This is a genomic window from Buttiauxella agrestis (assembly GCF_900446255.1).
In the GTDB taxonomy this organism is placed as follows: domain Bacteria; phylum Pseudomonadota; class Gammaproteobacteria; order Enterobacterales; family Enterobacteriaceae; genus Buttiauxella; species Buttiauxella agrestis.
On the sequence record NZ_UIGI01000001.1, the window covers coordinates 2,324,608 to 2,351,167 of the forward strand.

The window sequence follows — 26,560 nt, forward strand, 5'->3', positions numbered from 1 at the left end:
CGGTAATTATCATGAAAAAGACTATTACTGCTTTGATATTCTCGGGAGCAGCACTGTGTTATACCGGGATAGCCAGCGCTGCTGACCCGGTTAACATCAGCGTCACCGGGCGTGTTTTGGCTTCACCGTGTGTGGTGGATACCGACACTGTCTCAAAACAAGTGGATTTAGGACAAGCCATTGCAAACAACCTTAATCAGCCTGGTGGGAATCCCATCTGGAAAGACTTCCAGCTGTTATTAACCCAGTGCCCGGCTACCACTCAATCAGCAACGGCAACTTTTACCGGTGTGGTTGACAGTACCGACCCGACAGCATTTAAGAATCAAGGAACGGCAGGAAATAGCGCCTTGCAGATGACAAATACTGACCATTCAGTTATTTACGGGAATGCCAGTCAAATGACAGTGGCAATTGATAATTCAACTCGGCAGGCAATATTTCCGCTTTCAGCCAGAATATTCAGCCCTTCTGAGAATGCTACGGGTGGAACGTTTAATGCTGCGCTCAGCGTTGTATTTACATATCAGTAAGATCTTATTTTTGGTCAAATAGCATTCTGAGAAAGGAAAAGATGTTAAATATTGCCATCGATGACAAGGACGCACTGTATCGGAACGGAATGGAAATATTTCTCGAAGAGATATTTCTTGAAGAACAAAAAGAGTCGGTGCAGTTTAATTGTCTCACTAAAACAAATGCTATTCAGGCTGATATTATTGTGAAAAGTTTTGTGGCTGGCGCGGAGTACATTTGCCAGCCCATGCTAAAGTATCGTAGCAAACCCGGAATGATTATTGGCATCTACAGCGGCGATAAGTCTCCTTATCATGAAAAGTTGCCGCTGTGTATTAAAAATATTGTATTTGTAAACCGTTCCGAACCTTTATACACAGCGCGGAAACAAGTTGTGCAAGGGTGGAAAGATAATATTGAAAATCCTGAACTATTGCCGTGTAAAAAATGCCTTAAATGCAAATATCGCACGCTAACCCCGCAGCAAATGACGATCGCAAAATATTTGCTACGGGGTAATGACATTATTGATATTGCACATTTATTAGGGATTCATGTCAAAACAGTCAGCGCCCATAAGCGCTTGATGATGAGTAAATTTAATCTTAGTTCGGATTGCGATTTATTGCATTTTCTTAATAATCTGGAAAAGCATAGTCCACCGATACATTTATTTATGGATTAATATTAATCACTCCCCCAATGCGCGTTCAGGCGCATTGGGGGTGATAGCATTAGCGCGGAATAGGGCGCGGTTTGCCCTCTGCATCGACTGCAACATAGATAAATACGGCCTCGGTGGCTTTATAACGCTGCCCAATCGGCTCAGAAGAAACCTTTTTCACCCAGACTTCGATATTCACTGTAATGGAACTGTTCCCACGTTTTATACAGTTCGCGTAGCAGCACACCACATCCCCAACGGCGACAGGTTTGAGAAACGTCATCCCATCGACCCGAACCGTTACCACTCGACCCTGGGCGATTTCTTTCGCCATTATCGCGCCGCCCATATCCATCTGCGCCATTAGCCAGCCGCCAAAAATATCGCCATTCGCGTTGGTGTCGGCGGGCATGGCCAGGGTGCGTAAAACCAGTTCTCCGGCAGGAGCGTCTTGCTGGGTCATTTGTCTTCCTGAAATAATAATTGAAATTCTTTAACTTAAGTTTAATACGACAAGGGCGTTTGCGTCACTAAGTAGCATTAATGTCTAAAGGGGTTTTGGCGGGGACTGGCAGAATCATGCTCACTTTGAATCGACACTGTAACCAATATGAAGAAATACTTACTTATCTTTGTCAGTCTGCTTGCGTTATCCAGCCAGTCCAGTTTTGCCGGGACGAAAACGCTGGTGGAATATGGTGTGGTGCAACAAGCGCAAATCATCACGACCCAAACCCGTTCCCATCCGCTGCGAACCGTCGCCGCAGGGGCTGCGGGGGCCGCCATTGGCAACCAGTTTGGTGGAGGTTCGGGTAAAACCATCATGACGGCGACGGGTGCCGTTGCGGGCGCTCAGGTTTCACGTAACCGCCAGGGTCAACAGCAAAACGCCCAGCAGGTGGATTTGACAATCAAAACCGATGCGGGGCAAATTATCCAGGTTACGCAGAGTTACGATGGACGCATCACGTTTAATCAGGGAGATAAAGTGCGCATTCTCACCTCTGGCAACAACACCAGCGTGGATAAATCCTCGTAATAGAATGTTCGAACATAAAAAAACCCGCCAAGGCGGGTTTTTGCATTTCTGGAGGGGGATTACTTCTCTTCTTGCGGCATGTGCTTATAGATGTAGACGCCGCTCAGCAGGGTGAAGACCAGTGTCGCAGCGGTCAGGCCGAACACTTTAAAGTTCACCCAAACGCTCTGCGGGAGCCAGAACGCCACGTAAATATTCAACGCGCCACAGGCAATGAAGAACAGCGCCCAGGCAATGTTCAGACGGGACCACACCGTTTGCGGCAGTGAAATCTCTTTCCCAAGCATGCGCTGAATCAATGGTTTGTTCATCACCCACTGGCTAATCAGCAAGGCGGCGGCGAACAGGCCATAAATCACGGTGACTTTCCATTTGATAAATTCATCGTTATGGAAGAACAACGTCAGGCCGCCAAATACGGCAACCATCAGGAAAGTGATCAGCGCCATTTTTTCCAGTTTGCGGAATTTGTACCAGCTGTAGACCAGCGCAAAACCGGTGGCAACGATAAGCGCCCCTGACGCCACATAGATGTCGTACATTTTATAAAATGCGAAGAAAACAATCAGCGGCAGGAAGTCGAGAAACTGCTTCATAATCTGTTCCGTAAAATGACTCCTGAGCGTTTATTTACCGCTCAGGAGCAGGTGAATGTTATTGGCGAACCAGCATATACAAGCGGAATAAATAGATGAGCAATACCGCAGAAATAAGGTTGCTTATCGTGTTTGCTATCACCCCGCCAACCGCGGGTGAGAGCGCCGCAAATGAAGATGCGAGCATCAAAAGAGCCGTTTTCGCCAGTAACCAGCTAATAACAGCCGGGGCGACAAGACGCATGTTTCCCCAGGCCAGGCGCATACTGCTGCGCAGTGACTGGAAAATCCCGATTTTATCCTGAACAACCATCACCGGTGCAAAAGAGAGCAGAATCGCAAATATCACCCCCGGCACCACCACCAACATGATTCCGATTTGCACCACAAAAGTGGTCAGGAACATCAGAACAAAGATTTTAGGCAACACTGGAGCCGATGTGCCAATGGCACGAAGGGCGCTTACGCGCTGCCCGGCGCTCACCATCTGGATGAGAACCAAAATGCTACCCGCGAGAATAGCGTTACCAATCAAGCCTGCAAACGTTGATGCAGCAGAGGCTTTAAGTAGCATCTGCTGCTGTTCAGGTGTCATGTTTTGCACAAGGTCAAATAGCCCAACGCTATTCGATAAATTATCCCCTTCACTAAGGATAGACATTTGCTCATCGCTAGGTGAAAAAGCGTGACCGATAACAACCGAAATAAAGGCACAAAGCAAAGCAATCAGTAAAACAGTAACGAACTGATTGCGTAGAAAATTCCCCGTGTCACGGTACACAGAACCCGCCGTGATAGACATGCACTCTCCTTGATGTTGCTCGGTTAAAAATCAGCGGGAATTGTACACCGGATGAAGGACGCTGGCACCGACAAGATGCGTGGTGAAAGTAAGTTACTGTCAATGTGAAAAATTGATCTGGAGTGGGTAAGTCGATATTTACGCATAATGCCGAAAAATTAATCCAGATCATTAAATGTTAAATTAGCCAGCGAAGTGTGATCGTGGTTAGATCACTTTGTACCCAAAAGTGAGTATATTCAGCCCGCTTATAAAACCATAACAAGGAGAGGGCTATGAAAAAATTATCTGTGGCGTTACTTGCATTAAGCTGTTTGTCGGGCGAGGTGTTGGCGCACCAACAAGGTGAGTTCTTCATGCGTGCGGGTTCTGCCACCGTACGTCCTACGGAAGGTTCTGACAGTGTGCTTGGCATGGGCGGTTTTAACGTCAGCAACAATACTCAGCTGGGACTGACATTCGATTATATGGTGACGGATAACATCGGTATCGAGCTATTGGCTGCGACACCGTTCCGTCATCACGTAGGTTTAGGCCCAACAGGAAACCTGGCAACGGTGAGCCAATTGCCGCCGACATTAATGGCGCAATGGTACTTTGGTAATTCGAAAAGCAAAGTGCGCCCTTATGTTGGCGTGGGCATCAACTACACCACTTTCTTTGATACCGATTTTAATCAGACCGGCAAAGATGCAGGCTTAACCGATCTCAGCGTGAAGGATTCGTGGGGGGCGGCGGGCCAGGTGGGGCTGGATTATATGATTAACCCAAACTGGCTGTTGAATATGTCCGTCTGGTACATGGATATCGACACCGAAGTGAAGTTTAAAGCCGGTGGCGAGCAACAGAACATTAATACGCGTATCGATCCGTGGGTGTTTATGTTCTCAGCGGGTTATCGCTTCTAATAATCACGTCATGCCGGATGTCGCTTACGCTTATCCGACCTACGCGAACACTTGTAGGCCGGATAAGCGTAAGCGTCATCCGGCAACAATGAAAATCAACGACGAGTCGCGGCTTTCAAACTCTGCACAAACGCTTTTAGTTCACTGAGCATCACTTCGGGGTTATCCAGGTTCTTCTCAATAATCTTCACGATCGCGGAGCCTGAAATTGCGCCAGCAGCACCGGCGTCAATTGCATCCTTAACTTGCGAAGGTTCGGAAATCCCAAAGCCTTGCAGTGAAGGTGCAGCACCAAATTCCGCTAGCTTTTCGACCAGATGATGAAGCGGCAACTGTGCACGCGTTTCTGCACCCGTGACACCGGCACGAGAAAGCAGGTAAGTGTAACCACGGCCATGGGTGGCGATTTCACGCAGCAGCGCATCATCAGCATTTGGCGGGCAAATGAAGATAGGCGCGACGTTGTGGCGCATCGCCGCCTGGCGGAATGGCGCAGACTCTTCAATTGGCACATCCGCAATCAGCACCGAATCCACACCAACTTTGGCGCACAGCGCATAGAACTCGTCTATGCCACGATTATAAACCAGGTTGGCGTACATCAGCAGGCCGATAGGAATAGTCGGGTGTTTCTGGCGAATCACGGCCAGCATTTCAAAACATTGCGTTGGCGTTACACCGGCGGCAAATGCACGCAGCGCCGCATTCTGAATGGTTGGACCATCCGCCAGCGGGTCAGAAAACGGGATGCCTAATTCCAGTGCATCGGCCCCGGCTTCAATCAGCGTGTCAATAATTTTTAATGACTGCTCAGGAGAGGGATCACCCAGCGTGACGAAGGGAACAAAAGCGCCTTCTTTACGTGCCTGTAACTGCTCAAAAGCGTGTTGATAACGTTCCATTAGATTTCCCCTCGTGCTTTCAAAATGTCGTGAACGGTGAAGATGTCTTTGTCACCACGGCCAGAGAGGTTCACCACCAACAATTGTTCTTTTTCAGGATTCTCTTTGATCATTTTCAGCGCGTGAGCCAGCGCGTGGGAAGACTCAAGTGCCGGGATAATCCCTTCGCTACGACACAGCGTTTTGAAGGCTTCGAGTGCTTCATCATCGGTAATCGAAACATAATCGGCACGACCGATGCTGTTCAGGTGCGCGTGTTGTGGCCCGACGGAAGGGAAGTCCAGACCGGCAGAAATTGAATAAGATTCTTCAATCTGGCCTTCGTCGGTTTGCATCATCGGCGATTTCATACCGAAGTAGATGCCCACACGACCATGCTTAAGTGGCGCGCCGTGTTCACCGCTTTCAATACCGTGTCCGGCAGGTTCTACGCCAATCAGACCGACTTTAGCGTCATTGATGAAATCAGCAAACATACCAATGGCGTTTGAACCACCGCCGACACAGGCGATAACCGCATCAGGGAGACGGCCTTCTTTTTCAAGAATTTGTGCTTTTGTCTCTTCGCCAATCATGCGCTGGAATTCACGAACGATAGTCGGGAACGGGTGCGGACCTGCTGCGGTGCCGAGCATGTAGTGCGCGGTGTCGTAGCTACCAGACCAGTCGCGCAACGCTTCGTTACACGCATCTTTCAGCGTCGCAGAACCGCTGTGTACTGGAATGACTTCCGCACCCATCAGGCGCATACGGAACACGTTCGGCGACTGGCGCTCAACGTCTTTAGCACCCATATAAATACGGCATTTGAGGCCGAGCAGGGCGCTGGCTAAGGCCGAGGCCACACCGTGTTGTCCGGCACCGGTTTCCGCAATGATTTCAGTCTTGCCCATTCTCTTAGCAAGCAGAGCCTGGCCAAGAACCTGGTTAGTTTTGTGCGCGCCACCGTGCAGCAAATCTTCACGCTTTAAATACAGTGTGGTTTTGGTGCCAGCCGTCAGGTTGCGACATTTAGTCAACGCCGTTGGGCGGCCCGCGTAGTTCTTCAGTAAATCGTTAAATTCAGCCTGAAAATCTGCATCACTTTGCGCAGCAACAAAGGCTTCTTCCAGCTGACGCAGTGCAGGCATCAGGATTTGCGGCACGTACATGCCACCGAACTCGCCAAAATAGGGATTAAGTAAAGTCATGATATTTTCCTTAGTAAGCCCGCAGCGTCTGGAAGACGGCAGCCAGCTTGTTAGCATCTTTAATACCCGGTGCGCTTTCGACACCTGAGTTGAAATCTAAACCGATGCAGCCCGTTTTCGCTGCTTCAATGCAATTATCAGCACCCAGTCCGCCAGCCAGAATCACGTTGTCCAGATTCTGTCCTGCAAGGAGTGACCAATCAAACCGTTGCCCGCTACCGCCCTGGCCGTTGTCGAACAGGTAGTTATCGACGTGGTTTAAATCACGAGCTGGCAAAGTGTCTTTCACGCTCAGCGCTTTCCAGATTTGTACATTTTCAGGAAGGACTACGCGCAGTTCGTCGATATAGGTCTGGTCTTCATCGCCATGCAGTTGTACGGCATTGAGCGAGAACTTCTCCACTTTTTGCAGCACTTCCGAAAGCGGCGTATTGCGGAAAACCCCTGCGTATTTCAGCGGTGCAGCGGCGATAACCGTTGCAGCGGTTTCATCGCTGACAAAGCGGGGTGACGAAGGAACAAAAATCAGCCCGCCATAAATGGCACCGGCTTCATAGGCGGCGCGGGAATCTTGCGCCCGCGTCAGTCCACAGACTTTATTGTTCCCTAGGGTGACGCGACGAACCGCAGCATTGAGATCGTCTTCGCCCATTAAGGCGGAGCCAATCAGGAAGCCGTTGGCAAAATGGCTCAATTCACGAATCTGGCCGTAGTTGCTGATGCCTGACTCGCTAATCACCGTCACACCGTGACCTAAGCGCGGCGCTAACTGGCGCGTACGGTTCAAATCAATCGACAAATCACGCAGGTCGCGGTTATTGATACCGACGACTTTTGCACCCAGAACGATGGCTCGCTCCAGCTCTTCTTCATTACTCACTTCAGTCAACACGCCCATATTCAGGCTGTGCGCGACCGCCGCGAGCTGGCGATATTGCTCATCATCAAGCACAGAAAGCATCAGCAGACAGGCATCGGCCTGGTAAAAACGCGCCAGATGAATCTGATACGAGTCGATAATAAAGTCTTTGCACAGCACTGGCTGCGTGACAATGTCACTGACAATCGGCAGGAAATCAAAACTGCCCTGGAAATACTTTTCGTCGGTCAGGACTGAAATCGCAGAAGCGTAGTGTTTATAAACGTTTGCAATACGCGCCGGGTCAAAATCATCACGAATCACGCCTTTGGATGGAGAGGCTTTTTTGCACTCCAGAATGAAAGCGGTTCGGGCACCTTGCAGCGCGTGATAAAAATTACGGGTCGCCGGTACAATGTTGTTCTGGAAACTTGCCAGGGGTTGTTGTTGCTTGCGTGCTTCAACCCATATCGCCTTATCAGTGACGATCTTCTTTAATACGGTTTCCTGCATGACTTATCCTCTTCCTGCCAGCGCTGTTACCCGGTCATACGCAGCACCGCTGCGCAGGACTTCCAGCACTCGTTGTGCGTTTGCTTTGAGATCTTCTTGCCCGTGAAGACGCATTAACATGGCGACGTTTGCCGCCACCGCAGACTCATGAGCCGTCTCTCCTTTACCTTGTAACAGGCGGGTGAGAATGTCACGGTTTTCTTCCGGTGTACCGCCTGCAAGCTCGTCCTGGTGATAGGCTGGCAGGCCGAAGTCAGTGGCTTCAAGCTGGTAGCTTTTAATCTCGCCTTCGTTTAGTTCCGCCACTTGCGTAGTGGCATGCAGAGACACCTCGTCCATTCCACCGCTGTGTACTACCGCCGCACGTTTGTAACCCAATACGCGCAGGGTTTCGGCAATTGGCAGCACCAGTTCCGCGCTGTAAACACCAATCAGCGCCATTTGCGGATGTGCCGGGTTAATCAATGGCCCGAGCACGTTAAACAACGTGCGTGTTTTTAACTGCTGGCGCACAGGCATCGCGTGGCGGAAACCGGTGTGATATTTCGGTGCGAACAGGAAACACACGCCCAAATCATCCAGCGCTTTGCGCGATGCGTCAGCACTCATTTCCAGGTTAATCCCGAATGCGGCCAGTAAGTCTGACGAACCTGATTTACTGGAAACGCTGCGGTTGCCGTGTTTGGCGACTTTCAGGCCCACCGCTGCGGCAACAAACGCGCTGGCGGTCGAGATGTTAATGCTGTTGCTGCCATCGCCGCCGGTGCCAACGATATCGGCAAACGGGTAATCCGGGCTTGGGAAGGGCGCTGCCGCTTCAAGCATCGCGGTTGCCGCCCCGGCAATTTCGTTGGGATGCTCACCGCGCACTTTCATACTCACCAGCGCAGCGGCCAGTTGTTCTGGCTTCAGCTCGCCACGGACAATCGCGGCGAACAGCTGGTGGCTCTCTTCCCGGCTCAGGGTTTGCGCTTTATACAGTTTGTCGAGAATCGGTTGCAGCGTGTTGGCTTGTTTTAACTTCAGCAACGCCCAGTCGAGCGTTTGTTCGAGCAGACGCGCGCCGTGGGTAGTCAGGATGGATTCAGGATGGAACTGGAAACCACATACGCGGTCAGCGTCGTGGCGAACCGCCATCACCATGCCATCGAAATGGGCGTTAATCGTCAAGCCTGCCGGAATGTTGCTGCCAACCAGTGAATGGTAGCGGGCAACTGGCAGCGGATTTGGCAGACCGGCAAACATCGCTTCGCCATCATGAGAAATAATCGATGCTTTGCCGTGCAGGATTTCACCCGCCTGGCCAACATACCCGCCGTAGGCTTCAACAATCGCCTGGTGGCCGAGGCAGATACCAATAATCGGTAATTTACCGCGCAGGCGAGTCAGTAATTCTGGCATGCAACCGGCTTCACTGGGTGCACCAGGGCCTGGGGAAAGCATCAACACCGGGTTGTCCATGGTTTCCAGGCGTTCAATTAACGTCTGCGCCGGAACATGGTTGCGATAGATAACGACATTGTGTCCGTTGGCACGCAGCTGATCGGCCAGGTTATAAGTGAACGAGTCGATGTTATCGAGCAGCAGAATGTCAGCCATCAGAAAATCTCCTGTGCGTGATGCGCGGTGGCAATGGCGCGCAGTACAGCGCGGGCTTTATTGCGGGTTTCATCGGCTTCGGACTGCGGGACGGAGTCCAGCACCACGCCAGCGCCTGCCTGAACGGTAGCAATACCGTTTTCAACGTAGGCAGAGCGGATAACGATGCAGGTGTCTAAATCACCGTGAGCGGTGAAGTAACCGACCGCGCCGCCGTAACTGCCACGGCGCACGCCTTCGGCTTTGGCAATCAACTGCATCGCACGAACCTTTGGCGCACCGCTTAACGTGCCCATATTCATGCAGGCGCGGTAAGCGTGCAGCACATCCAGATCTTTATGCAGCTCGCCTACAACGCGGGAAACCAGGTGCATCACAAACGAATAACGATCGACTTTCGTCAGGTCGGCAACGTAACGGCTGCCTGGGGTACAAATGCGTGCCAGGTCGTTACGGGCGAGATCTACCAGCATTAAATGCTCGGACATCTCTTTATGGTCAGTACGCATTTCCAGCTCTATGCGGCTGTCGAGATCACGATCCAGCGTTCCATCTGCACGGCGACCGCGTGGGCGAGTTCCGGCAATCGGGTAGATTTCAATCTGGCGGGAATCCGCGTCGTATTTCAGCGAGCTTTCAGGGGATGCGCCAAATAAGGTGAAATCATTGTCCTGCATAAAGAACATATACGGGCTCGGGTTGCTCTTTTTCAACGTCTGGTAAGCGGCCAGTGGAGAAGGGCAAGGGAGTGAGAAGCGGCGCGAAGGCACGACCTGGAAAATCTCACCGATGCGGATCGCTTTTTGCATTTTGCGCACCACATCGCCAAATTCTTCATCGCTCTGGTTGCACTCGCAGGTCATGCGTTCCACTTTTTGCACCGGCAGCGCAGAAGGCTCTTGCTGCATTTGCTTGCTCAATTGCGCCGTGCGCTGAATTAAACGTTGTTTTTCAGAAGCTGACGGAGTGAACAGGCTCGCCTGAATACGGGTATGTTTTTTCTGATGGTCAATCACCAGCAGCGTTTCAGCTAAATAGAAACAGTAATCAGGGCAGTTGTTGTCTTGCTTGAGATCAGGCAAGTCTTCAAATCCTGCGACCAGGTCGTAGGCAAACAAACCGCCGAAGAACATTGCCTCGCGCTCGTTTTCTGGCACCGTGACCAGTTCCTGCATAATGCGGAAGGCATCAAATACTGACAGTGAGCACAGGCGCGCATCCTCATCCAGCAGGGAACTCACCGCCGGGAAGCGCAGGACGCGGCCTTGCGGAGAATGTTGGTTCTCAACCCCTGTAGGAAGTGCTGCATCGAGCAAAGGGAGTAACGAAGCACCGTTCTCAGAAAGGGCATGAATCGTGACGGTGTCACCTAAAGCGGTAATCCGCAGCGCGCTGTCAACTAACAGCAGGCTTTTTAAATCATCTTTGCTGTCGATATCGGCTGATTCGAGCAACAAGGTCGCAGGGCGCGCGCCGCATAGCTGGTGGAAAACCGCTGTTGGGTTATCACGATAGGGTGCGTCACCGATGAGTAATTCGAGCGCTGGTTTTTGTGTTTGCATTTTCTGCTCTCATATTTTGTTCAATAAAAAGCCCGCTCTGGGCGGGCCTGGTATCTGGGCTGAATTTCAGCCATAGCGATTACACTGCCCGTTATCAGGAAGTACGCCACCAGCTATGCATGAGGATGTTCGCTTTCATTTTCAGATACCTTTATCGTGTGAACTTGCGTACTAGTTAACTAGTTCGATGAATCAAAGTCAATAGCGATTTTTAGTTATTGCCGAATATCGCTATTATGAGCGGCGTTTTTCTTTTTATTAACACACCCGGAGCCATTTTGAGCGAACCCACACTAGCGGTGATTTACGACTTACATAGCCATACCACCGCGTCAGATGGCTTGTTAACGCCCGAAGCGTTGGTGAAGCGTGCAGTAGAAATGCGAGTGGGCATTCTGGCAATCACTGACCATGACACAGTAGCCGGAATTGGCGCTGCAAGGGAAGCGGTATCACGCCTGCAACTGCCCTTGCGTGTGATCAGCGGTGTGGAGATTTCCACCGTCTGGGAAAATCATGAAATTCATATCGTTGGACTGGGTGTTGATGAACATCATCCCGTTCTGACAGAATTTTTGGCGCAGCAAAGCGAGCGCCGTGTTCAACGTGCGGCCTTGATCGCAGAACGGCTTGAAAAAGCTCATATCCCCGGTGCGCTGGAAGGCGCAATGCGCCATGCCAACGGCGGAGAAGTCACCCGTGGTCATTTCGCTCGTTATTTGGTGGAGTGCGGGAAAGCCAGCACCATGGCCGATGTGTTTAAGAAATATCTTGCAAAAGGGAAAACCGGTTATGTTCCGCCACAGTGGTGTACAATAGAACAAGCTATTGATGTCATTCATCATTCTGGTGGGCAAGCGGTTTTGGCGCATCCAGGCCGGTATGACCTGACCGCTAAATGGCTGAAAAGATTGCTGGCGCAGTTTGCCGAAAGTGGTGGCGATGCCATGGAAGTCGCCCAGTGTCAGCAAGCCCCAAATGAGCGTACCCAGCTTGCCAGCTATGCAAAACAGTTTAATTTGCTGGCGTCGCAAGGCTCAGATTTCCATATGCCGTGTGCGTGGATTGAGCTTGGGCGCAAGCTCTGGCTGCCCGGTGGCGTCGAACCGGTCTGGCAGAATTGGGAGAAAAGTTATAGCGAAAAAGAGAGGGCAGTATGAGTCAATTTTTCTATATTCATCCAGATAACCCGCAACAGCGCCTGATTAACCAGGCGGTAGAAATTGTTCGCAAAGGCGGCGTCATTGTTTATCCCACCGATTCGGGTTATGCGCTGGGCTGTAAACTGGAAGATAAGTCGGCGATGGAGCGCATTTGCCGTATTCGCCAGTTACCTGACGGGCACAACTTCACCCTTATGTGTCGCGACCTGTCGGAGCTTTCGACCTACGCATTTGTCGATAACGTGGCGTTTCGCTTAATCAAAAATAATACGCCGGGCAATTACACCTTTATTCTCAAAGGCACGAAAGAAGTCCCGCGCCGTTTGTTGCAGGAAAAGCGCAAAACTATTGGTCTGCGCGTGCCTTCTAACCCGATTGCGCTGGCACTGCTCGAAGTGCTGAACGAGCCGATGCTATCGACGTCATTAATGCTGCCAGGAAGTGAATTTACCGAGTCTGACCCGGAAGAGATTAAAGACAGACTCGAGAAAGTCGTCGATTTAGTGATTCACGGCGGTTACCTGGGCCAGCAACCGACAACTGTGGTGGATTTGACCGACGATTCACCGGTTGTTATCCGCGAAGGCGCGGGCGATGCAAAACCTTTCTTATAAGTTCGTCTGCGGCTATACTGTCCGGCCTAAAATGGGGCTATCAGGCCCCATTACCCCAATTCGACGCCTGTGAAGGCGACACCCGAGGAAGCTCAATGAGCGATAAGAGCGAAAAGTTACAAAAAGTTTTAGCCCGTGCTGGTCATGGTTCCCGTCGTGAGATTGAAACAATCATCTCCGCAGGCCGTGTCAGTGTGGATGGCAAAGTTGCCAAATTAGGCGACCGTGTTGAAGTGACACATGCGCTGAAAATCCGTATTGATGGTCATCTGATTTCTATTAAAGAATCGGCTGAACAAATTTGCCGCGTGTTGGCTTACTACAAGCCAGAAGGCGAATTATGTACGCGTAATGACCCTGAAGGGCGTCCAACCGTATTTGACCGTTTACCAAAACTGCGCGGCGCGCGCTGGATTGCGGTCGGTCGTCTGGATGTGAACACCTGTGGTTTACTGCTGTTCACCACTGATGGTGAGCTGGCAAACCGCCTGATGCACCCAAGCCGTGAAGTTGAGCGTGAATACGCGGTTCGTGTATTTGGCGAAGTTGACGAAGACAAAGTGAAGCAACTGGGTCGTGGTGTGCAGCTTGAAGATGGCCCTGCGGCATTCAAAACCATCAAGTTTACCGGTGGTGAAGGCATTAACCAGTGGTACAACGTGACCCTGACCGAAGGCCGCAACCGTGAAGTGCGTCGCCTGTGGGAAGCGGTTGGTGTGCAGGTTAGCCGTCTGATTCGTGTGCGCTACGGTGACATTCAGTTGCCGAAAGGCCTGCCGCGTGGCGGCTATACTGAACTCGATCTGGGGCAAACTAACTACCTGCGTAAATTGGTAGAACTGCCAGAAGAGACAGAAAGCAAAGTGGCGGTTGAAAAAGACCGTCGTCGTATGAAAGCGAATCAGATTCGCCGTGCGGTTAAACGCCATACGCAAACCACTGGTGGCGGCGGTCGTCGCGGTGGTCGCAGCAGCTAAAATACAAACCCCTCTGTTGAGGGGTTTTTTAATGCTTAATAATCGATACCGATTTGCGCTTTAACACCCGCATCAAACGCGTGCTTCACGGGTCGTAACTCGCTGACCGTATCTGCGATTTCAAGAATATCCCGATGACATCCACGCCCGGTAATAATCACCGTCTGGCTCTCAGGGCGCTGTGTCAGCGCCGTCAGCACCTCTTCCAGCGGTAAATAGTCATAGGCCACCATGTAGGTGATTTCGTCGAGAATAACCATATCCAGCGAGCTGTCTGCCAGCATCCGCTTTGCATGCTCCCACACTTCCACGCACGCAGCGGTATCCGTTTCGCGGTTTTGTGTATCCCAGGTAAAACCGGTCGCCATCACCTGAAACTCCACGCCTAGTGGCTCCAGTAAATTGCGTTCGCCATTCGGCCATTGGCCTTTGATGAACTGGATGATGCCGACTTTTTTGCCGTGCCCGACTGCGCGTGTGGCGGTGCCGAAAGCGGCTGTCGTTTTACCTTTACCGTTTCCGGTAAAGACAATCACAATCCCGCGTTCTTCTTGCGCGGCTGCGACGCGGGCGTCCACTTTTTCTTTCTGGCGCTGTTGGCGCTGCTGGTAACGATCTTCACTCATTCGGAAATTCCTGGTTTACGATTGGGTTGAGCATCAAAGCTCATGCCTGTTTTACGGCGGCTGTCATCGCCCATTAGCCAAAGATAGAGCGGCATTAAATCACGTGGCGTTTTCAGTTTGTCGGGGTCTTCGGTCGGGAATGCACTTGCGCGCATAGCAGTTCGCGTTCCGCCAGGGTTGATACAATTAACGCGTAAATTATGCTGCTTATACTCTTCTGCGAGCACCTGCATCATGCCCTCAGTCGCGAATTTTGATACCGCATAGGCACCCCAGCCCGCGCGGCCCTGACGACCGACACTCGAACTGGTGAACACCAGTGAGCCTGAGTCTGATTTGAGTAATAAAGGAAGCAAAGCCTGTGTCAGGAAGAAAGTTACATTCACATTGACCTGCATCACAGCCTGCCACGTTTGCGGATCTTGCTCGTCCATTGGCCGAATATCGCCGAGGATCCCGGCATTGTGCAGGACGCCATCCAGGCGGGGAATTAATCCGGAAAGCTTGTGTGCCAGACTCTGGCAATCATCAGGTGTCGCCGTGGCAAAATCGAGAATAAACCAGTGGGGAAGGCTGCCGTAGCGGGTCTGTAGTTCATGGGCAACGCTGCGCAGCTTTTCTTCGTTACGACCCAGTAATATGACGCTGGCACCGTATCTGGCGTAGGTTAGTGCGGCTTCTCGACCGATGCCATCGCTGGCCCCGGTGACTAAAATGATGCGGTTTTGCAGTAAGTCGGTCTTCGGTTGATAGTGCACATTCAACTCCTCGCGTGATGTGTCGCTCACGTCTTGATTCTCAGAAATACCTGGGTATGCATGGGCTTTACGCTTTATGCCTGAAAGGGCTTGTTATTTCAATCAGGCAACAGGAGACAATACCTTTGATTAACATTTTGCAAAAGTTTCATTTTATTAAAAACGTTCAGGAAGCAGGCTCGCAGCATTTATAGTTGCTTGCAGACGCGGAATCACCGCTCGGTTACACTGAGCAGAAGATATTTAATCTCCTGAATGGAAGGCGGAAAGCGTGGATTTGATTGCAAACTATGGGCTTTTTTTGGCGAAAATCGTCACGGTCGTTGCGGCTATTGGCATTCTTGTCACAATAATCGTGAATGTTGCCGGGCGTAAAAGACACCAACGCGGGGAATTACGTCTCACCAATTTAAGTGAGCAATACCAGGAAATGCAGGAAGAAATGCAGGTCGCAAGACTTGATAGTCATCAGCAAAAACTCTGGCATAAAACCCAAAAGAAAAAACATAAGCTGGAGGCTAAACAAGCCAAAGCGCATGCTAAACGCGGCGAAACGGTTATTTCTGACAAGCCGACGCTTTATGTTCTGGATTTTAAAGGAAGTATGGATGCGCATGAAGTCACTTCCTTACGTGAAGAAATCACAGCCGTGCTGGCGGTAGTCAAACCCGAAGATGAGGTTTTACTCCGTCTGGAAAGCCCTGGCGGTGTGGTGCATGGTTATGGGCTGGCAGCGTCGCAGTTGCAGCGTTTGCGTGAGAGCAAAGTTCGCCTGACGGTTGCTGTCGATAAAGTCGCGGCCAGCGGGGGTTATATGATGGCGTGTGTGGCAGATAAAATCGTTGCCGCTCCGTTTTCTATTATTGGTTCCATTGGTGTGGTGGCCCAGGTGCCAAACTTCCATCGCCTGCTGAAACGCAATGATATCGATGTCGAACTGCATACGGCCGGTCAGTACAAACGTACCCTGACTTTGTTTGGTGAGAACACCGAGCAGGGGCGTGAAAAATTCCGTGAAGACCTGAATGAAACACATCTGCTATTTAAGCAGTTTGTGCATGACATGCGTCCATCACTGGATATTGATTCTGTTGCAACGGGCGAACACTGGTACGGCACGCAGGCACTGGAAAAAGGGTTGATTGATGCGGTAAGCACCAGCGACGATCTGCTGATTGGCCTGATGAAAAATCACGATGTGATTAATGTGCACTACACGCGCCGCAAAAAAATGATGGACCGTTTCACTGGTAGCGCGGCTAACAGTTTAGACAATCTGTTGTTGCGCTGGTGGCAGCGAGGCGAAAAACCACTGTTGTAATCGGATTCGAAGTGAAAGTAGAAACGAGGCCATTTGGCCTCGTTTTTTTACTTAGTCTTGCAGGTGATATTTCTCTGCAAACACATGCGCAAGATGCTTGAACATATTAAATACTGCGGTGCTCTTCCCGGTAGGTAAGCCTTGTTCATCAAGGAAGTATTCACCTTTGAACACCAGCACCCCGTTTTTTTGCTCAACGTCCGTTGCTTCCATTCCATGCATGAAATCTTCATGAGCACGGATCACTTTATTGGCTTCAACGAGTAGCGATTGTTTATCGATAGGTTGAGTGGTTGGTTGCATGATTTCCTCCTTTAAAAACTGGCAGTAGTGTACTTCCGCTATACTGCAAAGGGCAATATCTCCCTGTAAACCTAAGGTGATTTAATCAGTTTACTGTGCTGGCAGGAATCCGGGTTGCATGCTAATAAAGTTGCGTAACTCATTTTATCAGGTAGAGTGTGACGCTTTCGCAAATCTGGCAACGGAATTGCTTGACATTCAACCAAAGTTCCGTCGTGCTATGTCACCGGTGCGAAAGACTCGTTATCTCAATCACCTGCGAATGTTCGCTAATCAGCCGGTGGATGAAAAAAGAGTTGATATCCATTGACGCTGCCGCAATATAAAAAAGCGCGTCGCCAGTGGAAGGTGTGATTAGTGTGCGACGTCTCCTGGAAGAATTACATTAGGTAAAGGTGAATATGGGTAAAGCTCTCGTCATCGTTGAGTCCCCGGCAAAAGCCAAAACGATCAACAAATATCTCGGTAATGACTACGTGGTTAAGTCCAGCGTCGGTCATATCCGTGATTTGCCGACCAGTGGATCAACCACCAAGAAGAGCGCTGACTCCGCCTCCACCAAAGGGACCAAAAAGGTCAAAAAGGATGAACGCGGTGCGCTCGTAAATCGTATGGGTGTCGATCCATGGCACAACTGGGAAGCACAGTACGAAGTGCTGCCTGGTAAGGAAAAAGTGGTTTCAGAACTGAAGTCACTGGCTGAAAAAGCAGACCATATCTATCTCGCAACCGACCTTGACCGCGAAGGGGAAGCCATTGCATGGCACCTGCGGGAAGTTATCGGTGGTGATGAAACGCGTTACAGCCGCGTTGTTTTTAACGAGATTACAAAAAATGCAATTCAACAGGCCTTCGAAAAGCCGGGCGAATTGAATATTGACCGTGTTAACGCCCAGCAGGCGCGTCGTTTTATGGACCGCGTTGTGGGCTACATGGTGTCTCCGCTGCTGTGGAAAAAAATTGCCCGAGGTCTTTCTGCTGGCCGCGTACAGTCCGTTGCTGTGCGTCTGGTTGTTGACCGTGAACGTGAAATTAAAGCGTTCGTACCGGAAGAATACTGGGAAGTTGACGCGAACCTGACAACGCCGAAAGGCGACAGTCTGCCGGTTCAGGTCAGTCACCATAAAGACAAGCCGTTCCGCCCGGTTAACCGCGAGCAGACCATGTCTGCGGTTAGCGAGTTGGAAAAAGCGCGTTACACCGTGCTTGAGCGTGAAGATAAACCGACCAGCAGCAAACCTGGTGCGCCGTTTATCACCTCCACGTTGCAACAGGCTGCAAGCACCCGTCTTGGTTTTGGTGTGAAGAAAACCATGATGATGGCGCAGCGTCTGTATGAAGCGGGTCATATCACTTACATGCGTACTGACTCAACCAACTTGAGTCAGGATGCAGTGAGTATGGTTCGTGGGTATATCGAAGAGAGTTTCGGTAAGAAATATCTCCCGGAAGCCGCGAATCAGTACTCCAGCAAAGAAAACTCTCAGGAAGCGCACGAAGCGATTCGTCCTTCTGATGTGAGTGTCGTTGCTGAGTCGCTTAAAGATATGGAAGCTGACGCGCAGAAACTTTACCAGTTGATCTGGCGCCAGTTTGTGGCGTGTCAGATGACACCAGCGCAATACGACTCCACCACTTTGACGGTGCAAGCGGGTGACTTCCGTCTTAAAACGCGTGGCCGTACGCTGCGTTTTGATGGCTGGACTAAAGTCATGCCAGCACTGCGCAAAGGTGATGAAGACCGTACATTACCTGCCGTTGAACAGGGTGATGAGCTCGCTCTGGTTGAAGTTATTCCTGGCCAGCACTTTACAAAACCACCGGCTCGTTTTAGCGAAGCTTCGTTGGTTAAAGAGTTGGAAAAGCGTGGCATTGGCCGTCCGTCTACTTACGCGTCAATCATTTCCACCATCCAGGATCGTGGCTATGTGCGTGTAGAGAACCGCCGCTTCTACGCTGAAAAAATGGGTGAAATTGTTACTGACCGCCTGGAAGAAAACTTCCGTGAGCTGATGAACTACGATTTCACCGCGCAGATGGAAAGCAGCCTTGACCAGGTGGCCAATAATCAGGCCGAGTGGAAAGGGGTGCTGGATAACTTCTTTAGCGATTTCAGCGAACAGCTTGGTAAAGCTGAACTGGATCCGGAAGAAGGCGGTATGCGTCCAAACCAGATGGTTCTGACCAGTATTGATTGCCCGACCTGTGGTCGCGAAATGGGTATCCGTACTGCCAGCACTGGTGTGTTCCTCGGTTGTTCTGGTTATGCATTGCCGCCGAAAGAGCGCTGCAAAACCACCATCAATCTGGTGCCGGAAAACGAAGTTCTCAACGTGCTGGAAGGCGATGACGCGGAAACTAACGCCCTGCGTGCGAAGCGTCGTTGCGTGAAGTGTGGCACTGCGATGGACAGCTACCTCATCGATCCAAAACGTAAACTTCACGTCTGTGGTAATAACCCGACGTGTGATGGTTACGAAATCGAAGAGGGCGAATTCCGGATCAAAGGTTATGACGGCCCAATCGTTGAGTGTGAGAAATGTGGTTCTGAAATGCACCTGAAAATGGGGCGTTTCGGTAAGTACATGGCTTGTACCAATGACGATTGCAAAAATACGCGTAAGATCCTGCGTAATGGCGAAGTGGCACCTCCGAAGGAAGATCCGGTTCCCTTGCCTGAGTTGCCTTGCGAGAAGTCAGACGCTTACTTTGTTCTGCGTGATGGCGCGGCGGGTGTTTTCCTTGCGGCAAACACTTTCCCTAAATCGCGTGAAACACGTGCGCCGCTGGTCGAAGAGCTTTATCGCTTCCGCGACCGCCTGCCAGAAAAACTGCGTTATCTGGCCGACGCACCACAGCAAGATGCAGACGGCAACAAAGCGGTCGTTCGCTTTAGCCGTAAGACTAAGCAACAGTACGTTTCTTCTGAAAAAGAAGGCAAAGCGACTGGCTGGTCAGCATTCTTTGTTGATGGTAAGTGGGTTGAAGGTAAGAAGTAACTAGTCTTCTGACAAAAAAGCCGGGGCCGATGCTCCGGCTTTTTTATATCCTTTTATATAACCTGATTATTATTTTTTCTTTCTAACTATACATAGATAGTATAAGTGATATAGTGATCCGAGAGAATTTCACCTTGTCTGAATCCCTGCCACCGCGCGTGTCGGGGCTGTTTTTACTGCGGATGGAACGCCATGAAACTACAGCAACTTCGTTATATCGTAGAGGTGGTAAATCACAACCTCAACGTCTCGTCGACGGCAGAAGGGCTTTACACTTCTCAGCCGGGGATCAGTAAACAAGTTCGTATGTTAGAAGACGAACTGGGGATTCAGATCTTTGCACGTAGCGGCAAACACCTGACTCAGGTAACGCCTGCGGGGCAGGAGATAATCCGTATTGCCCGTGAAGTGTTGTCAAAAGTTGAAGCCATTAAGTCCGTGGCGGGTGAGCATACCTGGCCGGACAAAGGTTCATTGTATGTTGCGACGACCCACACACAGGCGCGTTACGCGTTGCCAAATGTGATTAAAGGGTTTATCGAGCGCTATCCACGTGTTTCCCTTCATATGCATCAGGGTTCGCCTACGCAGATTGCTGAAGCGGTATCCAAGGGGAATGCGGATTTTGCTATCGCGACCGAAGCTCTGCATCTCTACGATGATTTAGTGATGCTGCCGTGCTACCACTGGAACCGTTCGATTGTGGTGACGCCAGACCACCCGCTGGCATCGAAAGAGTCGGTTTCCATTGAAGAGTTGGCTCAGTATCCGTTAGTCACTTATACCTTCGGTTTCACCGGGCGTTCAGAATTAGACACCGCATTTAACCGTGCCGGTCTAACGCCGCGAATTGTCTTCACGGCAACAGATGCTGATGTGATTAAAACCTACGTGCGTTTGGGCTTAGGTGTGGGGGTTATTGCCAGTATGGCGGTTGATCCGGTTTCTGACCCGGACCTGGTACGTATCGAAGCGCAGGGCGTTTTCAGCCACAGCACCACGAAAATAGGTTTCCGCCGCAGCACTTTCTTGCGCAGTTACATGTATGATTTTATTCAGCGTTTTGCGCCGCATCTGACGCGTGATGTTGTCGATACCGCCGTTGCCTTGCGTTCAAACGAAGATATTGAAGCTATGTTTAAAGATATTAAGTTACCCGCTAAATAATATCTGAAGGTATCTTTTCGCCTGGAAAGATACCTATTCTCTTTGCATTAATGAATATGATTTATCCCTTCTGGTATTCAATATCCCTTAAATCTTAATTACCCATGCAATTTAAGTGGTTAATCTGTCTCAATTAAGAGACAAACGTAGATAATAATTAACCGCTCTGCAAATTTAGTGTTTCAATTATTTATTTCAGGTCAAAAGATTAAATCTTTTCCTGCATTCGGGAAGCAATTTCGCTGGCTTTTGTACTAGAGTTTCTTTAGGATTAATCCCATCAGGCGATTAATTATACCGATTGTTTAAGACTTTATGATAAGTGGTGCCGATTGTATGAGGTTAGCAATGCCTTCAGGAAGTGAAGAACCGCAGAGGGAAACAGGGCTAAAACGTAAGGCCTGGATGGCGGTGTTTTTAGTATCAGGTCTGTTCTGGCTTGTCGTGGCAGTGGCAGCCTGGCATTTTTGGGGGTAACAATGACTTCCCTTGCTCAAACACAAGCGCAGAAAACGGTGCGTCAGAAAGATGACAAACCACAACAAGAAGCGAAGCCTGGAAAAGTTCAGGTGCCTGAATCGTGGCAACTGACGCAACAACAAAAAGACTTTATCGATCTGTTTTCAACAGACGAACATATTAAACAATAAATATAATTCTCATTTACCTTTATTTAACTTGCTGTCAGTCACACTTTATAATTAAGCGTGATTAAGAGCACACTCTTTAAGTAATCACTACACACAGCAATATTCAAATCGACTGATTAATTATTCAGTCACAGTGTTTACTAAAATAAAGAGAGCGGCTTATGAATACTCACTGTAGCGTCAAGTACTGGTCGTGGTTTACCGCATTTACTGTTTCGTTAGTCTTTTGGGCGCAAATGGTTTGGATGCTGGCGCAGTAACACTTTCTTGCTTGCGCCCTGGTTCTCTACCGGGGCACTGATTCACTCTTCCTTTCCCTTTACACCTCTCGATTTATCAATTTGGGTTGTTATCAAATCGTTACGACATCTTTGTGTTATCTTTAATACTGTCCCTGATCTTCATCAGGGATACCGCTATCCTAAGAAATTTATGGAGGAGCTATGTCGTTAACCCTACGAGAAGCCAGTAAGGACACTCTACAGGCGCTGAATAAAACCTATCACTATTACAGCTTGCCGCTGGCCGCAAAGAAACTTGGGGATATCAGCCGCTTACCCAAGTCGTTAAAAGTTCTGCTCGAAAACCTGCTGCGCTGGCAGGATGAGGATTCTGTCACTCAAGATGACATTCACGCGCTGGCCGCCTGGCTGAAAGACGCTCACGCGGACCGTGAAATTGCTTATCGCCCAGCTCGCGTTCTGATGCAAGATTTCACCGGTGTTCCGGCGGTGGTTGATTTAGCCGCCATGCGTGAAGCGGTCAAACGCCTCGGTGGCGATGTGGCCAAAGTTAACCCGCTTTCCCCTGTGGATCTGGTCATTGACCACTCGGTGACTGTCGATCATTTTGGTGACGATGATGCATTTGAGGAGAACGTGCGCCTCGAGATGGAGCGCAACCACGAGCGCTATGTCTTCCTGCGTTGGGGGCAGCAAGCTTTCAGCCGCTTCAGCGTTGTGCCACCGGGAACCGGTATTTGTCACCAGGTTAACCTGGAATATCTCGGTAAAGCTGTGTGGAGTGAAATGCAGGGGGATGAGCTGGTGGCTTATCCTGACACGCTGGTGGGGACGGACTCCCATACCACCATGATCAACGGCCTCGGGGTTTTGGGCTGGGGCGTAGGGGGGATTGAAGCAGAGGCGGCTATGCTCGGCCAGCCGGTTTCAATGCTTATCCCGGATGTCGTCGGCTTTAAACTTGACGGTAAATTGCGCGAAGGTATTACCGCGACAGACCTTGTTCTGACCGTTACGCAAATGCTGCGCAAACACGGCGTTGTGGGCAAGTTCGTGGAGTTTTACGGCGACGGGCTGGACACATTACCCCTGGCCGATCGCGCAACGATTGCCAACATGGCTCCTGAATATGGTGCCACCTGCGGATTCTTCCCGATTGACGCCGTCACGCTGGATTATATGCGCCTTAGTGGACGCAGCGAAGAGCAGATAGCATTAGTTGAGGCGTATTCCAAAGCCCAGGGGATGTGGCGAAATACCGGCGATGAACCGGTCTTTACCAGTACTCTGGCGCTGGATATGAATGAAGTTGAAGCAAGCCTTGCGGGGCCGAAGCGTCCGCAGGATCGCGTCGCGCTGGGCGATGTCCCGAAAGCGTTCAACGCCAGCAATGAACTCGAACTCAACTCTTCTCACAAAGACCGTGCGCCGGTGAATTACACCATGGGTGGGCGCGAATACCAGTTGCCTGATGGGGCGGTGGTCATTTCTGCAATTACTTCTTGCACTAATACTTCAAACCCCAGTGTTCTGATGGCGGCAGGGTTGCTGGCGAAGAAAGCGGTAAAACTAGGTTTAAAACGCCAACCGTGGGTGAAAGCCTCTCTGGCCCCTGGCTCAAAAGTGGTTTCGGATTACCTGGCTAAGGCGCGATTGACACCTTATCTCGACGAATTAGGTTTTAATCTGGTGGGATACGGTTGTACCACCTGTATAGGTAACTCTGGCCCGTTGCCGGACCCTATCGAACAGGCCATCAAGAAGGGCGATTTGACCGTGGGTGCCGTGCTTTCGGGGAACCGTAACTTTGAAGGACGAATTCATCCATTGGTGAAAACCAACTGGCTCGCATCCCCTCCGTTGGTGGTGGCTTATGCTCTGGCTGGGAACATGAATGTTAATTTGACGACGGACCCGCTTGGTCATGATCTCAAAGGCGACCCGGTTTATCTCAAAGATATTTGGCCGAGCAGCCAGGAAATCGCCCGTGCGGTCGCACAAGTGACAACGGAAATGTTCCACAAAGAATATGCCGAAGTCTTCCTGGGCACACCTGAATGGCAAAGCATTGAGGTCGACCGTTCGAATACTTACGGCTGGCAAAGCGATTCTACTTATATTCGCCTGTCGCCATTCTTTGATGATATGGAAGCCACGCCAAAACCCGTACCGGAGATTCATGGTGCGCGCGTTCTGGCGATCCTCGGCGACTCTGTCACCACAGACCATATTTCGCCTGCCGGTAGCATCAAGGCAGACAGCCCGGCTGGGCGCTACCTGCAAAACCATGGCGTTGAGCGTAAAGATTTTAACTCTTATGGCTCACGACGCGGCAACCATGAAGTGATGATGCGCGGCACGTTCGCCAATATTCGCATTCGCAATGAAATGGTGCCGGGGGTTGAAGGGGGTATGACGCGGTTGTTACCGGGCGATGAGGTAATCTCAATTTATGATGCGGCAATGAAATACCGCGATAAAGGGATCCCTCTGGCCGTGTTTGCCGGTAAAGAATATGGCTCCGGTTCAAGTCGTGACTGGGCGGCAAAAGGGCCACGGTTGCTGGGGGTGCGGGTCGTTATCGCCGAGTCCTTCGAGCGAATTCACCGTTCCAACTTGATTGGTATGGGGATTCTTCCGCTGGAGTTTCCGCAGGGCGTGACGCGTAAAACATTGGGGCTGACGGGCGAGGAGTTTATCGATATTACTGGCCTGAACGAACTGGTGCCAGGGACTACGGTGCCGGTGTCATTAACCTTTGCCGATGGTAGAAAAGAGGTGGTTGAGTGTCGCTGCCGCATTGATACCAGTAATGAACTGACGTACTTCAAAAATGATGGGATTTTGCATTACGTGATTCGTAACATGCTGAAGTAGTAAAAATTCTCCCCCAGAGATGGGGGAGAAAACGGCTTATTCTTTGGACAGTAAATGGCCCATTTTAGCCGCTTTGGTATCCAGATAATGCGCGTTCTTCGGGTTGCGACCCACAATAAGTGGCACTCGCTCAGTGATGTTAATTCCTGCCTCAGAAAGAATCTCAACCTTGCGCGGGTTGTTGGTCAGCAAGCGTACCGCATCGATACCCAATAATTTAAACATGTCCGCGCACAGCGTGAAGTCGCGTTCATCGGCAGCAAAACCGAGTTGGTGGTTCGCTTCAACGGTGTCGTAGCCTTTATCCTGCAACGCGTAGGCACGAATTTTATTCAGCAGGCCGATGTTGCGACCTTCCTGGCGGTGATACAGCAACACACCGCGACCTTGTTCAGCAATTTGAGCCAGAGCCGCTTCAAGTTGGAAGCCACAGTCACAGCGCAGGCTGAATAGGGCGTCGCCCGTCAGACACTCTGAATGTACACGCGCCAGAACAGAATCATTTCCAGTAATGTCACCAAAAACCAGTGCAACGTGATCTTGCCCGGTTGCCAGTTCTTCAAAACCCACCATCAGGAAATCGCCCCATGGGGTAGGCAGTTTGGCTTCTGCCACACGTTTAAGCTGCATGTGATTCTCCAGGTACTCTTATTGGCTCACGAAGTATTGACTCGCGTGATACCTGCCAGCTTTCTGGCTTGTTAAATTCCTATTGGCTATTTTGCCACAACGCCGGTCACTTCGCCTAATTGACTGGGCGCACTCTTATTTTTACGCTTAAAGTCACGCCACGTTTTCCCATCGGTGCGCTTTATCGGGTATTCTTAATGCTCAGATTGCATAAGGAAAAGTGATGCGGGCAATAGCGAAGCGAACGACAATTGGAGCCGGAATACTATTAATCATGCCGCTAACGGTATGGATCTCAGGTTGGCAGTGGGTTCCTGGTGCTCAAGGCGCCTGGCTTAAAATGATGTATTGGGTGACAGAAACAGTCACCCAGCCGTGGGGCATCATTACTCATGTTTGCTTATGCGCCTGGTTTTTATGGTGCCTGAGGTTTCGCCTAAAAGCGGCAGTCATGCTATTTGCCATCCTTGGTGCGGCTATTCTTGTTGGGCAAGGCGTGAAATCCGTCATCAAAGACAAAGTACAAGAACCTCGTCCTTTTGTGGTATGGCTTGAAAAAACACAACATATTCCGACAGATGAGTTCTACAATTTAAAGCGTAAGCAACGTAGCGAACTGGTCAAAAGCCAGCTCGAGTCTCAGTCGGAAGTGCCTGGGTGGTTACGTAAACACTGGCAAAAAGAGACCGGATTTGCATTCCCTTCCGGACACACAATGTTTGCCGCAAGTTGGGCATTACTGGGTGTTGGCCTGTTGTGGCCGCGCAGGAGAACCTGGACTATTGCTTTGTTGCTGGTATGGGCAGTCGGAGTGATGGGGAGTCGGTTAGTGCTCGGTATGCACTGGCCACGAGATTTGGTTGTCGCAACCTTAATCTCCTGGATATTAATTACCCTGGCAACCTGGCTTGCGCAAAAATTATGCGGCCCACTATCGCCACCAAGGCAAGAAGATGAGGAAATAGCCGAACGAGACGGCGAAGCTTGAGAATCTTGATTTAATCCCCATTTCTTATGAATTGGACGTCGCTAATGGATTCCCCGGAACTCCGGGAAATGGTAGTTTATACCGTTGGAAATGCA

27 protein-coding genes and 1 other annotated feature are annotated in these 26,560 nt (G+C 50.4%); of the genes, 15 read left to right on the forward strand and 12 right to left on the reverse strand.

Annotated features, from left to right (window positions below; genetic code table 11):
• Positions 1-11 precede the first annotated feature (11 nt).
• Together DY231_RS11245 and DY231_RS11250 are read left to right on the forward strand one after the other, a co-directional pair.
• The gene (locus DY231_RS11245) at positions 12-533 is read left to right on the forward strand and encodes a fimbrial protein (RefSeq protein ID WP_115628433.1); all 522 of its coding nucleotides are present in this window, start codon (positions 12-14) and stop codon (positions 531-533) included.
• A 41-nt stretch (positions 534-574) separates the two neighbouring features.
• Positions 575-1,201, forward strand: a complete 627-nt coding sequence (locus DY231_RS11250; protein ID WP_115628434.1) for a helix-turn-helix domain-containing protein — start codon at positions 575-577, stop codon at positions 1,199-1,201.
• A 49-nt stretch (positions 1,202-1,250) separates the two neighbouring features.
• On the opposite strand, the gene yciA is transcribed toward DY231_RS11250, so the two are convergent.
• Positions 1,251-1,643: an acyl-CoA thioester hydrolase YciA gene (gene yciA / locus DY231_RS11255; protein ID WP_115628435.1), complete on the reverse strand. Its 393-nt coding sequence runs from the start codon at positions 1,641-1,643 to the stop codon at positions 1,251-1,253.
• Between the two features lie 147 nt (positions 1,644-1,790).
• Here yciA and DY231_RS11260 point away from each other — a divergent pair, with 147 nt between their 5' ends.
• Positions 1,791-2,219: an outer membrane lipoprotein gene (locus tag DY231_RS11260; protein WP_115628436.1), complete on the forward strand. Its 429-nt coding sequence runs from the start codon at positions 1,791-1,793 to the stop codon at positions 2,217-2,219.
• Between the two features lie 59 nt (positions 2,220-2,278).
• On the opposite strand, the gene DY231_RS11265 is transcribed toward DY231_RS11260, so the two are convergent.
• Together DY231_RS11265 and DY231_RS11270 are read right to left on the reverse strand one after the other, a co-directional pair.
• Entirely contained in the window at positions 2,279-2,815 is a 537-nt protein-coding gene (locus DY231_RS11265) for a septation protein A (RefSeq protein ID WP_034495724.1), read from the reverse strand.
• 58 nt (positions 2,816-2,873) lie between these two features.
• On the reverse strand, positions 2,874-3,617 hold the full coding sequence (locus DY231_RS11270; RefSeq protein ID WP_115628437.1) for a YciC family protein: 744 nt from the start codon (positions 3,615-3,617) through the stop codon (positions 2,874-2,876).
• A 275-nt stretch (positions 3,618-3,892) separates the two neighbouring features.
• On the opposite strand from DY231_RS11270, the gene ompW reads away from it, so the two are divergent.
• On the forward strand, positions 3,893-4,525 hold the full coding sequence (gene ompW, locus DY231_RS11275; protein ID WP_115628438.1) for an outer membrane protein OmpW: 633 nt from the start codon (positions 3,893-3,895) through the stop codon (positions 4,523-4,525).
• Positions 4,526-4,620: 95 nt separating this feature from the next.
• Here ompW and trpA read toward each other — a convergent pair whose 3' ends face one another.
• From trpA to DY231_RS11300, 5 genes are read right to left on the reverse strand one after another with little or no spacing between them, the layout of a single operon-like run.
• Positions 4,621-5,427, reverse strand: a complete 807-nt coding sequence (gene trpA, locus DY231_RS11280) for a tryptophan synthase subunit alpha (protein WP_115628439.1) — start codon at positions 5,425-5,427, stop codon at positions 4,621-4,623.
• Positions 5,427-6,620, reverse strand: coding sequence for a tryptophan synthase subunit beta (gene trpB / locus DY231_RS11285; protein ID WP_034495717.1), 1,194 nt, complete (start codon positions 6,618-6,620; stop codon positions 5,427-5,429). Before trpB ends, trpA begins: the two co-directional genes overlap by 1 nt.
• A 7-nt stretch (positions 6,621-6,627) precedes the next feature.
• Positions 6,628-7,989, reverse strand: a complete 1,362-nt coding sequence (trpCF, locus tag DY231_RS11290) for a bifunctional indole-3-glycerol-phosphate synthase TrpC/phosphoribosylanthranilate isomerase TrpF (protein ID WP_115628440.1) — start codon at positions 7,987-7,989, stop codon at positions 6,628-6,630.
• Positions 7,990-7,992: 3 nt separating this feature from the next.
• Entirely contained in the window at positions 7,993-9,588 is a 1,596-nt protein-coding gene (trpD, locus tag DY231_RS11295; RefSeq protein ID WP_034495677.1) for a bifunctional anthranilate synthase glutamate amidotransferase component TrpG/anthranilate phosphoribosyltransferase TrpD, read from the reverse strand.
• Positions 9,588-11,150, reverse strand: coding sequence for an anthranilate synthase component 1 (locus tag DY231_RS11300; RefSeq protein ID WP_115628441.1), 1,563 nt, complete (start codon positions 11,148-11,150; stop codon positions 9,588-9,590). The genes trpD and DY231_RS11300 overlap by 1 nt, the downstream gene beginning before the upstream one ends.
• Positions 11,151-11,172: 22 nt before the next feature.
• Positions 11,173-11,268 (reverse strand) — a sequence feature (Trp leader region).
• Between the two features lie 118 nt (positions 11,269-11,386).
• Between DY231_RS11300 and rnm the strand changes: the two genes are divergently transcribed.
• The 3 genes from rnm to rluB all read left to right on the forward strand — a co-directional run bounded on the left by rnm (position 11,387) and on the right by rluB (position 13,904).
• Positions 11,387-12,310, forward strand: a complete 924-nt coding sequence (gene rnm, locus DY231_RS11305) for an RNase RNM (RefSeq protein WP_115628442.1) — start codon at positions 11,387-11,389, stop codon at positions 12,308-12,310.
• Positions 12,307-12,927 carry an L-threonylcarbamoyladenylate synthase gene (locus DY231_RS11310; protein ID WP_034495673.1) on the forward strand — a complete coding sequence of 207 codons (621 nt, stop codon included), beginning with the start codon at positions 12,307-12,309 and terminating at the stop codon, positions 12,925-12,927. Before rnm ends, DY231_RS11310 begins: the two co-directional genes overlap by 4 nt.
• Positions 12,928-13,022: 95 nt before the next feature.
• Positions 13,023-13,904: a 23S rRNA pseudouridine(2605) synthase RluB gene (rluB, locus tag DY231_RS11315; RefSeq protein WP_115628443.1), complete on the forward strand. Its 882-nt coding sequence runs from the start codon at positions 13,023-13,025 to the stop codon at positions 13,902-13,904.
• A 35-nt stretch (positions 13,905-13,939) separates the two neighbouring features.
• On the opposite strand, the gene cobO is transcribed toward rluB, so the two are convergent.
• Positions 13,940-14,530, reverse strand: coding sequence for a cob(I)yrinic acid a,c-diamide adenosyltransferase (cobO, locus tag DY231_RS11320; RefSeq protein ID WP_115628444.1), 591 nt, complete (start codon positions 14,528-14,530; stop codon positions 13,940-13,942).
• Positions 14,527-15,288, reverse strand: coding sequence for a YciK family oxidoreductase (locus tag DY231_RS11325; RefSeq protein WP_115628445.1), 762 nt, complete (start codon positions 15,286-15,288; stop codon positions 14,527-14,529). The genes cobO and DY231_RS11325 overlap by 4 nt, the downstream gene beginning before the upstream one ends.
• 271 nt (positions 15,289-15,559) lie before the next feature.
• On the opposite strand from DY231_RS11325, the gene sohB reads away from it, so the two are divergent.
• The gene (sohB, locus tag DY231_RS11330) at positions 15,560-16,609 is read left to right on the forward strand and encodes a protease SohB (RefSeq protein ID WP_115628446.1); all 1,050 of its coding nucleotides are present in this window, start codon (positions 15,560-15,562) and stop codon (positions 16,607-16,609) included.
• 51 nt (positions 16,610-16,660) lie between these two features.
• Here the strand turns inward: sohB and DY231_RS11335 are convergent, their stop codons facing one another.
• Positions 16,661-16,912 (reverse strand): YciN family protein, encoded by a 252-nt coding sequence (locus DY231_RS11335; protein WP_115628447.1) that lies wholly within the window; start codon positions 16,910-16,912, stop codon positions 16,661-16,663.
• 401 nt (positions 16,913-17,313) lie between these two features.
• Between DY231_RS11335 and topA the strand changes: the two genes are divergently transcribed.
• The 6 genes from topA (at position 17,314) to acnA (ending at position 24,847) form a co-directional block, all read left to right on the forward strand.
• The gene (gene topA, locus DY231_RS11345) at positions 17,314-19,911 is read left to right on the forward strand and encodes a type I DNA topoisomerase (protein ID WP_034495665.1); all 2,598 of its coding nucleotides are present in this window, start codon (positions 17,314-17,316) and stop codon (positions 19,909-19,911) included.
• Positions 19,912-20,103: 192 nt separating this feature from the next.
• Positions 20,104-21,078, forward strand: coding sequence for an HTH-type transcriptional regulator CysB (gene cysB / locus DY231_RS11350; RefSeq protein ID WP_034495664.1), 975 nt, complete (start codon positions 20,104-20,106; stop codon positions 21,076-21,078).
• A gap of 315 nt (positions 21,079-21,393) precedes the next feature.
• Positions 21,394-21,555, forward strand: coding sequence for a YmiA family putative membrane protein (locus tag DY231_RS11355; protein ID WP_115628448.1), 162 nt, complete (start codon positions 21,394-21,396; stop codon positions 21,553-21,555).
• 2 nt (positions 21,556-21,557) lie between these two features.
• Complete coding sequence (locus DY231_RS25210) at positions 21,558-21,728, forward strand: YciX family protein (protein ID WP_172588685.1); 171 nt, start codon at positions 21,558-21,560, stop codon at positions 21,726-21,728.
• A 161-nt stretch (positions 21,729-21,889) separates the two neighbouring features.
• On the forward strand, positions 21,890-21,988 hold the full coding sequence (ymiC, locus tag DY231_RS25560) for a small membrane protein YmiC (RefSeq protein WP_305954890.1): 99 nt from the start codon (positions 21,890-21,892) through the stop codon (positions 21,986-21,988).
• 183 nt (positions 21,989-22,171) lie between these two features.
• On the forward strand, positions 22,172-24,847 hold the full coding sequence (gene acnA, locus DY231_RS11360) for an aconitate hydratase AcnA (RefSeq protein ID WP_115628449.1): 2,676 nt from the start codon (positions 22,172-22,174) through the stop codon (positions 24,845-24,847).
• Positions 24,848-24,883: 36 nt separating this feature from the next.
• On the opposite strand, the gene ribA is transcribed toward acnA, so the two are convergent.
• Positions 24,884-25,477 (reverse strand): GTP cyclohydrolase II, encoded by a 594-nt coding sequence (ribA, locus tag DY231_RS11365; RefSeq protein ID WP_034495662.1) that lies wholly within the window; start codon positions 25,475-25,477, stop codon positions 24,884-24,886.
• 223 nt (positions 25,478-25,700) lie between these two features.
• Here ribA and pgpB point away from each other — a divergent pair, with 223 nt between their 5' ends.
• Complete coding sequence (gene pgpB / locus DY231_RS11370) at positions 25,701-26,465, forward strand: phosphatidylglycerophosphatase B (protein ID WP_115628450.1); 765 nt, start codon at positions 25,701-25,703, stop codon at positions 26,463-26,465.
• Positions 26,466-26,560: the final 95 nt, after the last annotated feature.

What these genes read in the sequence shown, in the direction of transcription:
- DY231_RS11245 (WP_115628433.1), top strand. Translation starts at nt 12, where the DNA reads ATGAAAAAGACTATTACTGCTTTGATATTCTCGGGAGCAGCACTGTGT.
- DY231_RS11250 (WP_115628434.1), top strand. Translation starts at nt 575, where the DNA reads ATGTTAAATATTGCCATCGATGACAAGGACGCACTGTATCGGAACGGA.
- yciA (WP_115628435.1), bottom strand. Translation starts at nt 1,643, where the DNA reads ATGACCCAGCAAGACGCTCCTGCCGGAGAACTGGTTTTACGCACCCTG.
- DY231_RS11260 (WP_115628436.1), top strand. Translation starts at nt 1,791, where the DNA reads ATGAAGAAATACTTACTTATCTTTGTCAGTCTGCTTGCGTTATCCAGC.
- DY231_RS11265 (WP_034495724.1), bottom strand. Translation starts at nt 2,815, where the DNA reads ATGAAGCAGTTTCTCGACTTCCTGCCGCTGATTGTTTTCTTCGCATTT.
- DY231_RS11270 (WP_115628437.1), bottom strand. Translation starts at nt 3,617, where the DNA reads ATGTCTATCACGGCGGGTTCTGTGTACCGTGACACGGGGAATTTTCTA.
- ompW (WP_115628438.1), top strand. Translation starts at nt 3,893, where the DNA reads ATGAAAAAATTATCTGTGGCGTTACTTGCATTAAGCTGTTTGTCGGGC.
- trpA (WP_115628439.1), bottom strand. Translation starts at nt 5,427, where the DNA reads ATGGAACGTTATCAACACGCTTTTGAGCAGTTACAGGCACGTAAAGAA.
- trpCF (WP_115628440.1), bottom strand. Translation starts at nt 7,989, where the DNA reads ATGCAGGAAACCGTATTAAAGAAGATCGTCACTGATAAGGCGATATGG.
- trpD (WP_034495677.1), bottom strand. Translation starts at nt 9,588, where the DNA reads ATGGCTGACATTCTGCTGCTCGATAACATCGACTCGTTCACTTATAAC.
- DY231_RS11300 (WP_115628441.1), bottom strand. Translation starts at nt 11,150, where the DNA reads ATGCAAACACAAAAACCAGCGCTCGAATTACTCATCGGTGACGCACCC.
- rnm (WP_115628442.1), top strand. Translation starts at nt 11,387, where the DNA reads ATGAGCGGCGTTTTTCTTTTTATTAACACACCCGGAGCCATTTTGAGC.
- DY231_RS11310 (WP_034495673.1), top strand. Translation starts at nt 12,307, where the DNA reads ATGAGTCAATTTTTCTATATTCATCCAGATAACCCGCAACAGCGCCTG.
- rluB (WP_115628443.1), top strand. Translation starts at nt 13,023, where the DNA reads ATGAGCGATAAGAGCGAAAAGTTACAAAAAGTTTTAGCCCGTGCTGGT.
- cobO (WP_115628444.1), bottom strand. Translation starts at nt 14,530, where the DNA reads ATGAGTGAAGATCGTTACCAGCAGCGCCAACAGCGCCAGAAAGAAAAA.
- DY231_RS11335 (WP_115628447.1), bottom strand. Translation starts at nt 16,912, where the DNA reads ATGCAACCAACCACTCAACCTATCGATAAACAATCGCTACTCGTTGAA.
- topA (WP_034495665.1), top strand. Translation starts at nt 17,314, where the DNA reads ATGGGTAAAGCTCTCGTCATCGTTGAGTCCCCGGCAAAAGCCAAAACG.
- cysB (WP_034495664.1), top strand. Translation starts at nt 20,104, where the DNA reads ATGAAACTACAGCAACTTCGTTATATCGTAGAGGTGGTAAATCACAAC.
- DY231_RS11355 (WP_115628448.1), top strand. Translation starts at nt 21,394, where the DNA reads ATGATAAGTGGTGCCGATTGTATGAGGTTAGCAATGCCTTCAGGAAGT.
- DY231_RS25210 (WP_172588685.1), top strand. Translation starts at nt 21,558, where the DNA reads ATGACTTCCCTTGCTCAAACACAAGCGCAGAAAACGGTGCGTCAGAAA.
- ymiC (WP_305954890.1), top strand. Translation starts at nt 21,890, where the DNA reads ATGAATACTCACTGTAGCGTCAAGTACTGGTCGTGGTTTACCGCATTT.
- acnA (WP_115628449.1), top strand. Translation starts at nt 22,172, where the DNA reads ATGTCGTTAACCCTACGAGAAGCCAGTAAGGACACTCTACAGGCGCTG.
- ribA (WP_034495662.1), bottom strand. Translation starts at nt 25,477, where the DNA reads ATGCAGCTTAAACGTGTGGCAGAAGCCAAACTGCCTACCCCATGGGGC.
- pgpB (WP_115628450.1), top strand. Translation starts at nt 25,701, where the DNA reads ATGCGGGCAATAGCGAAGCGAACGACAATTGGAGCCGGAATACTATTA.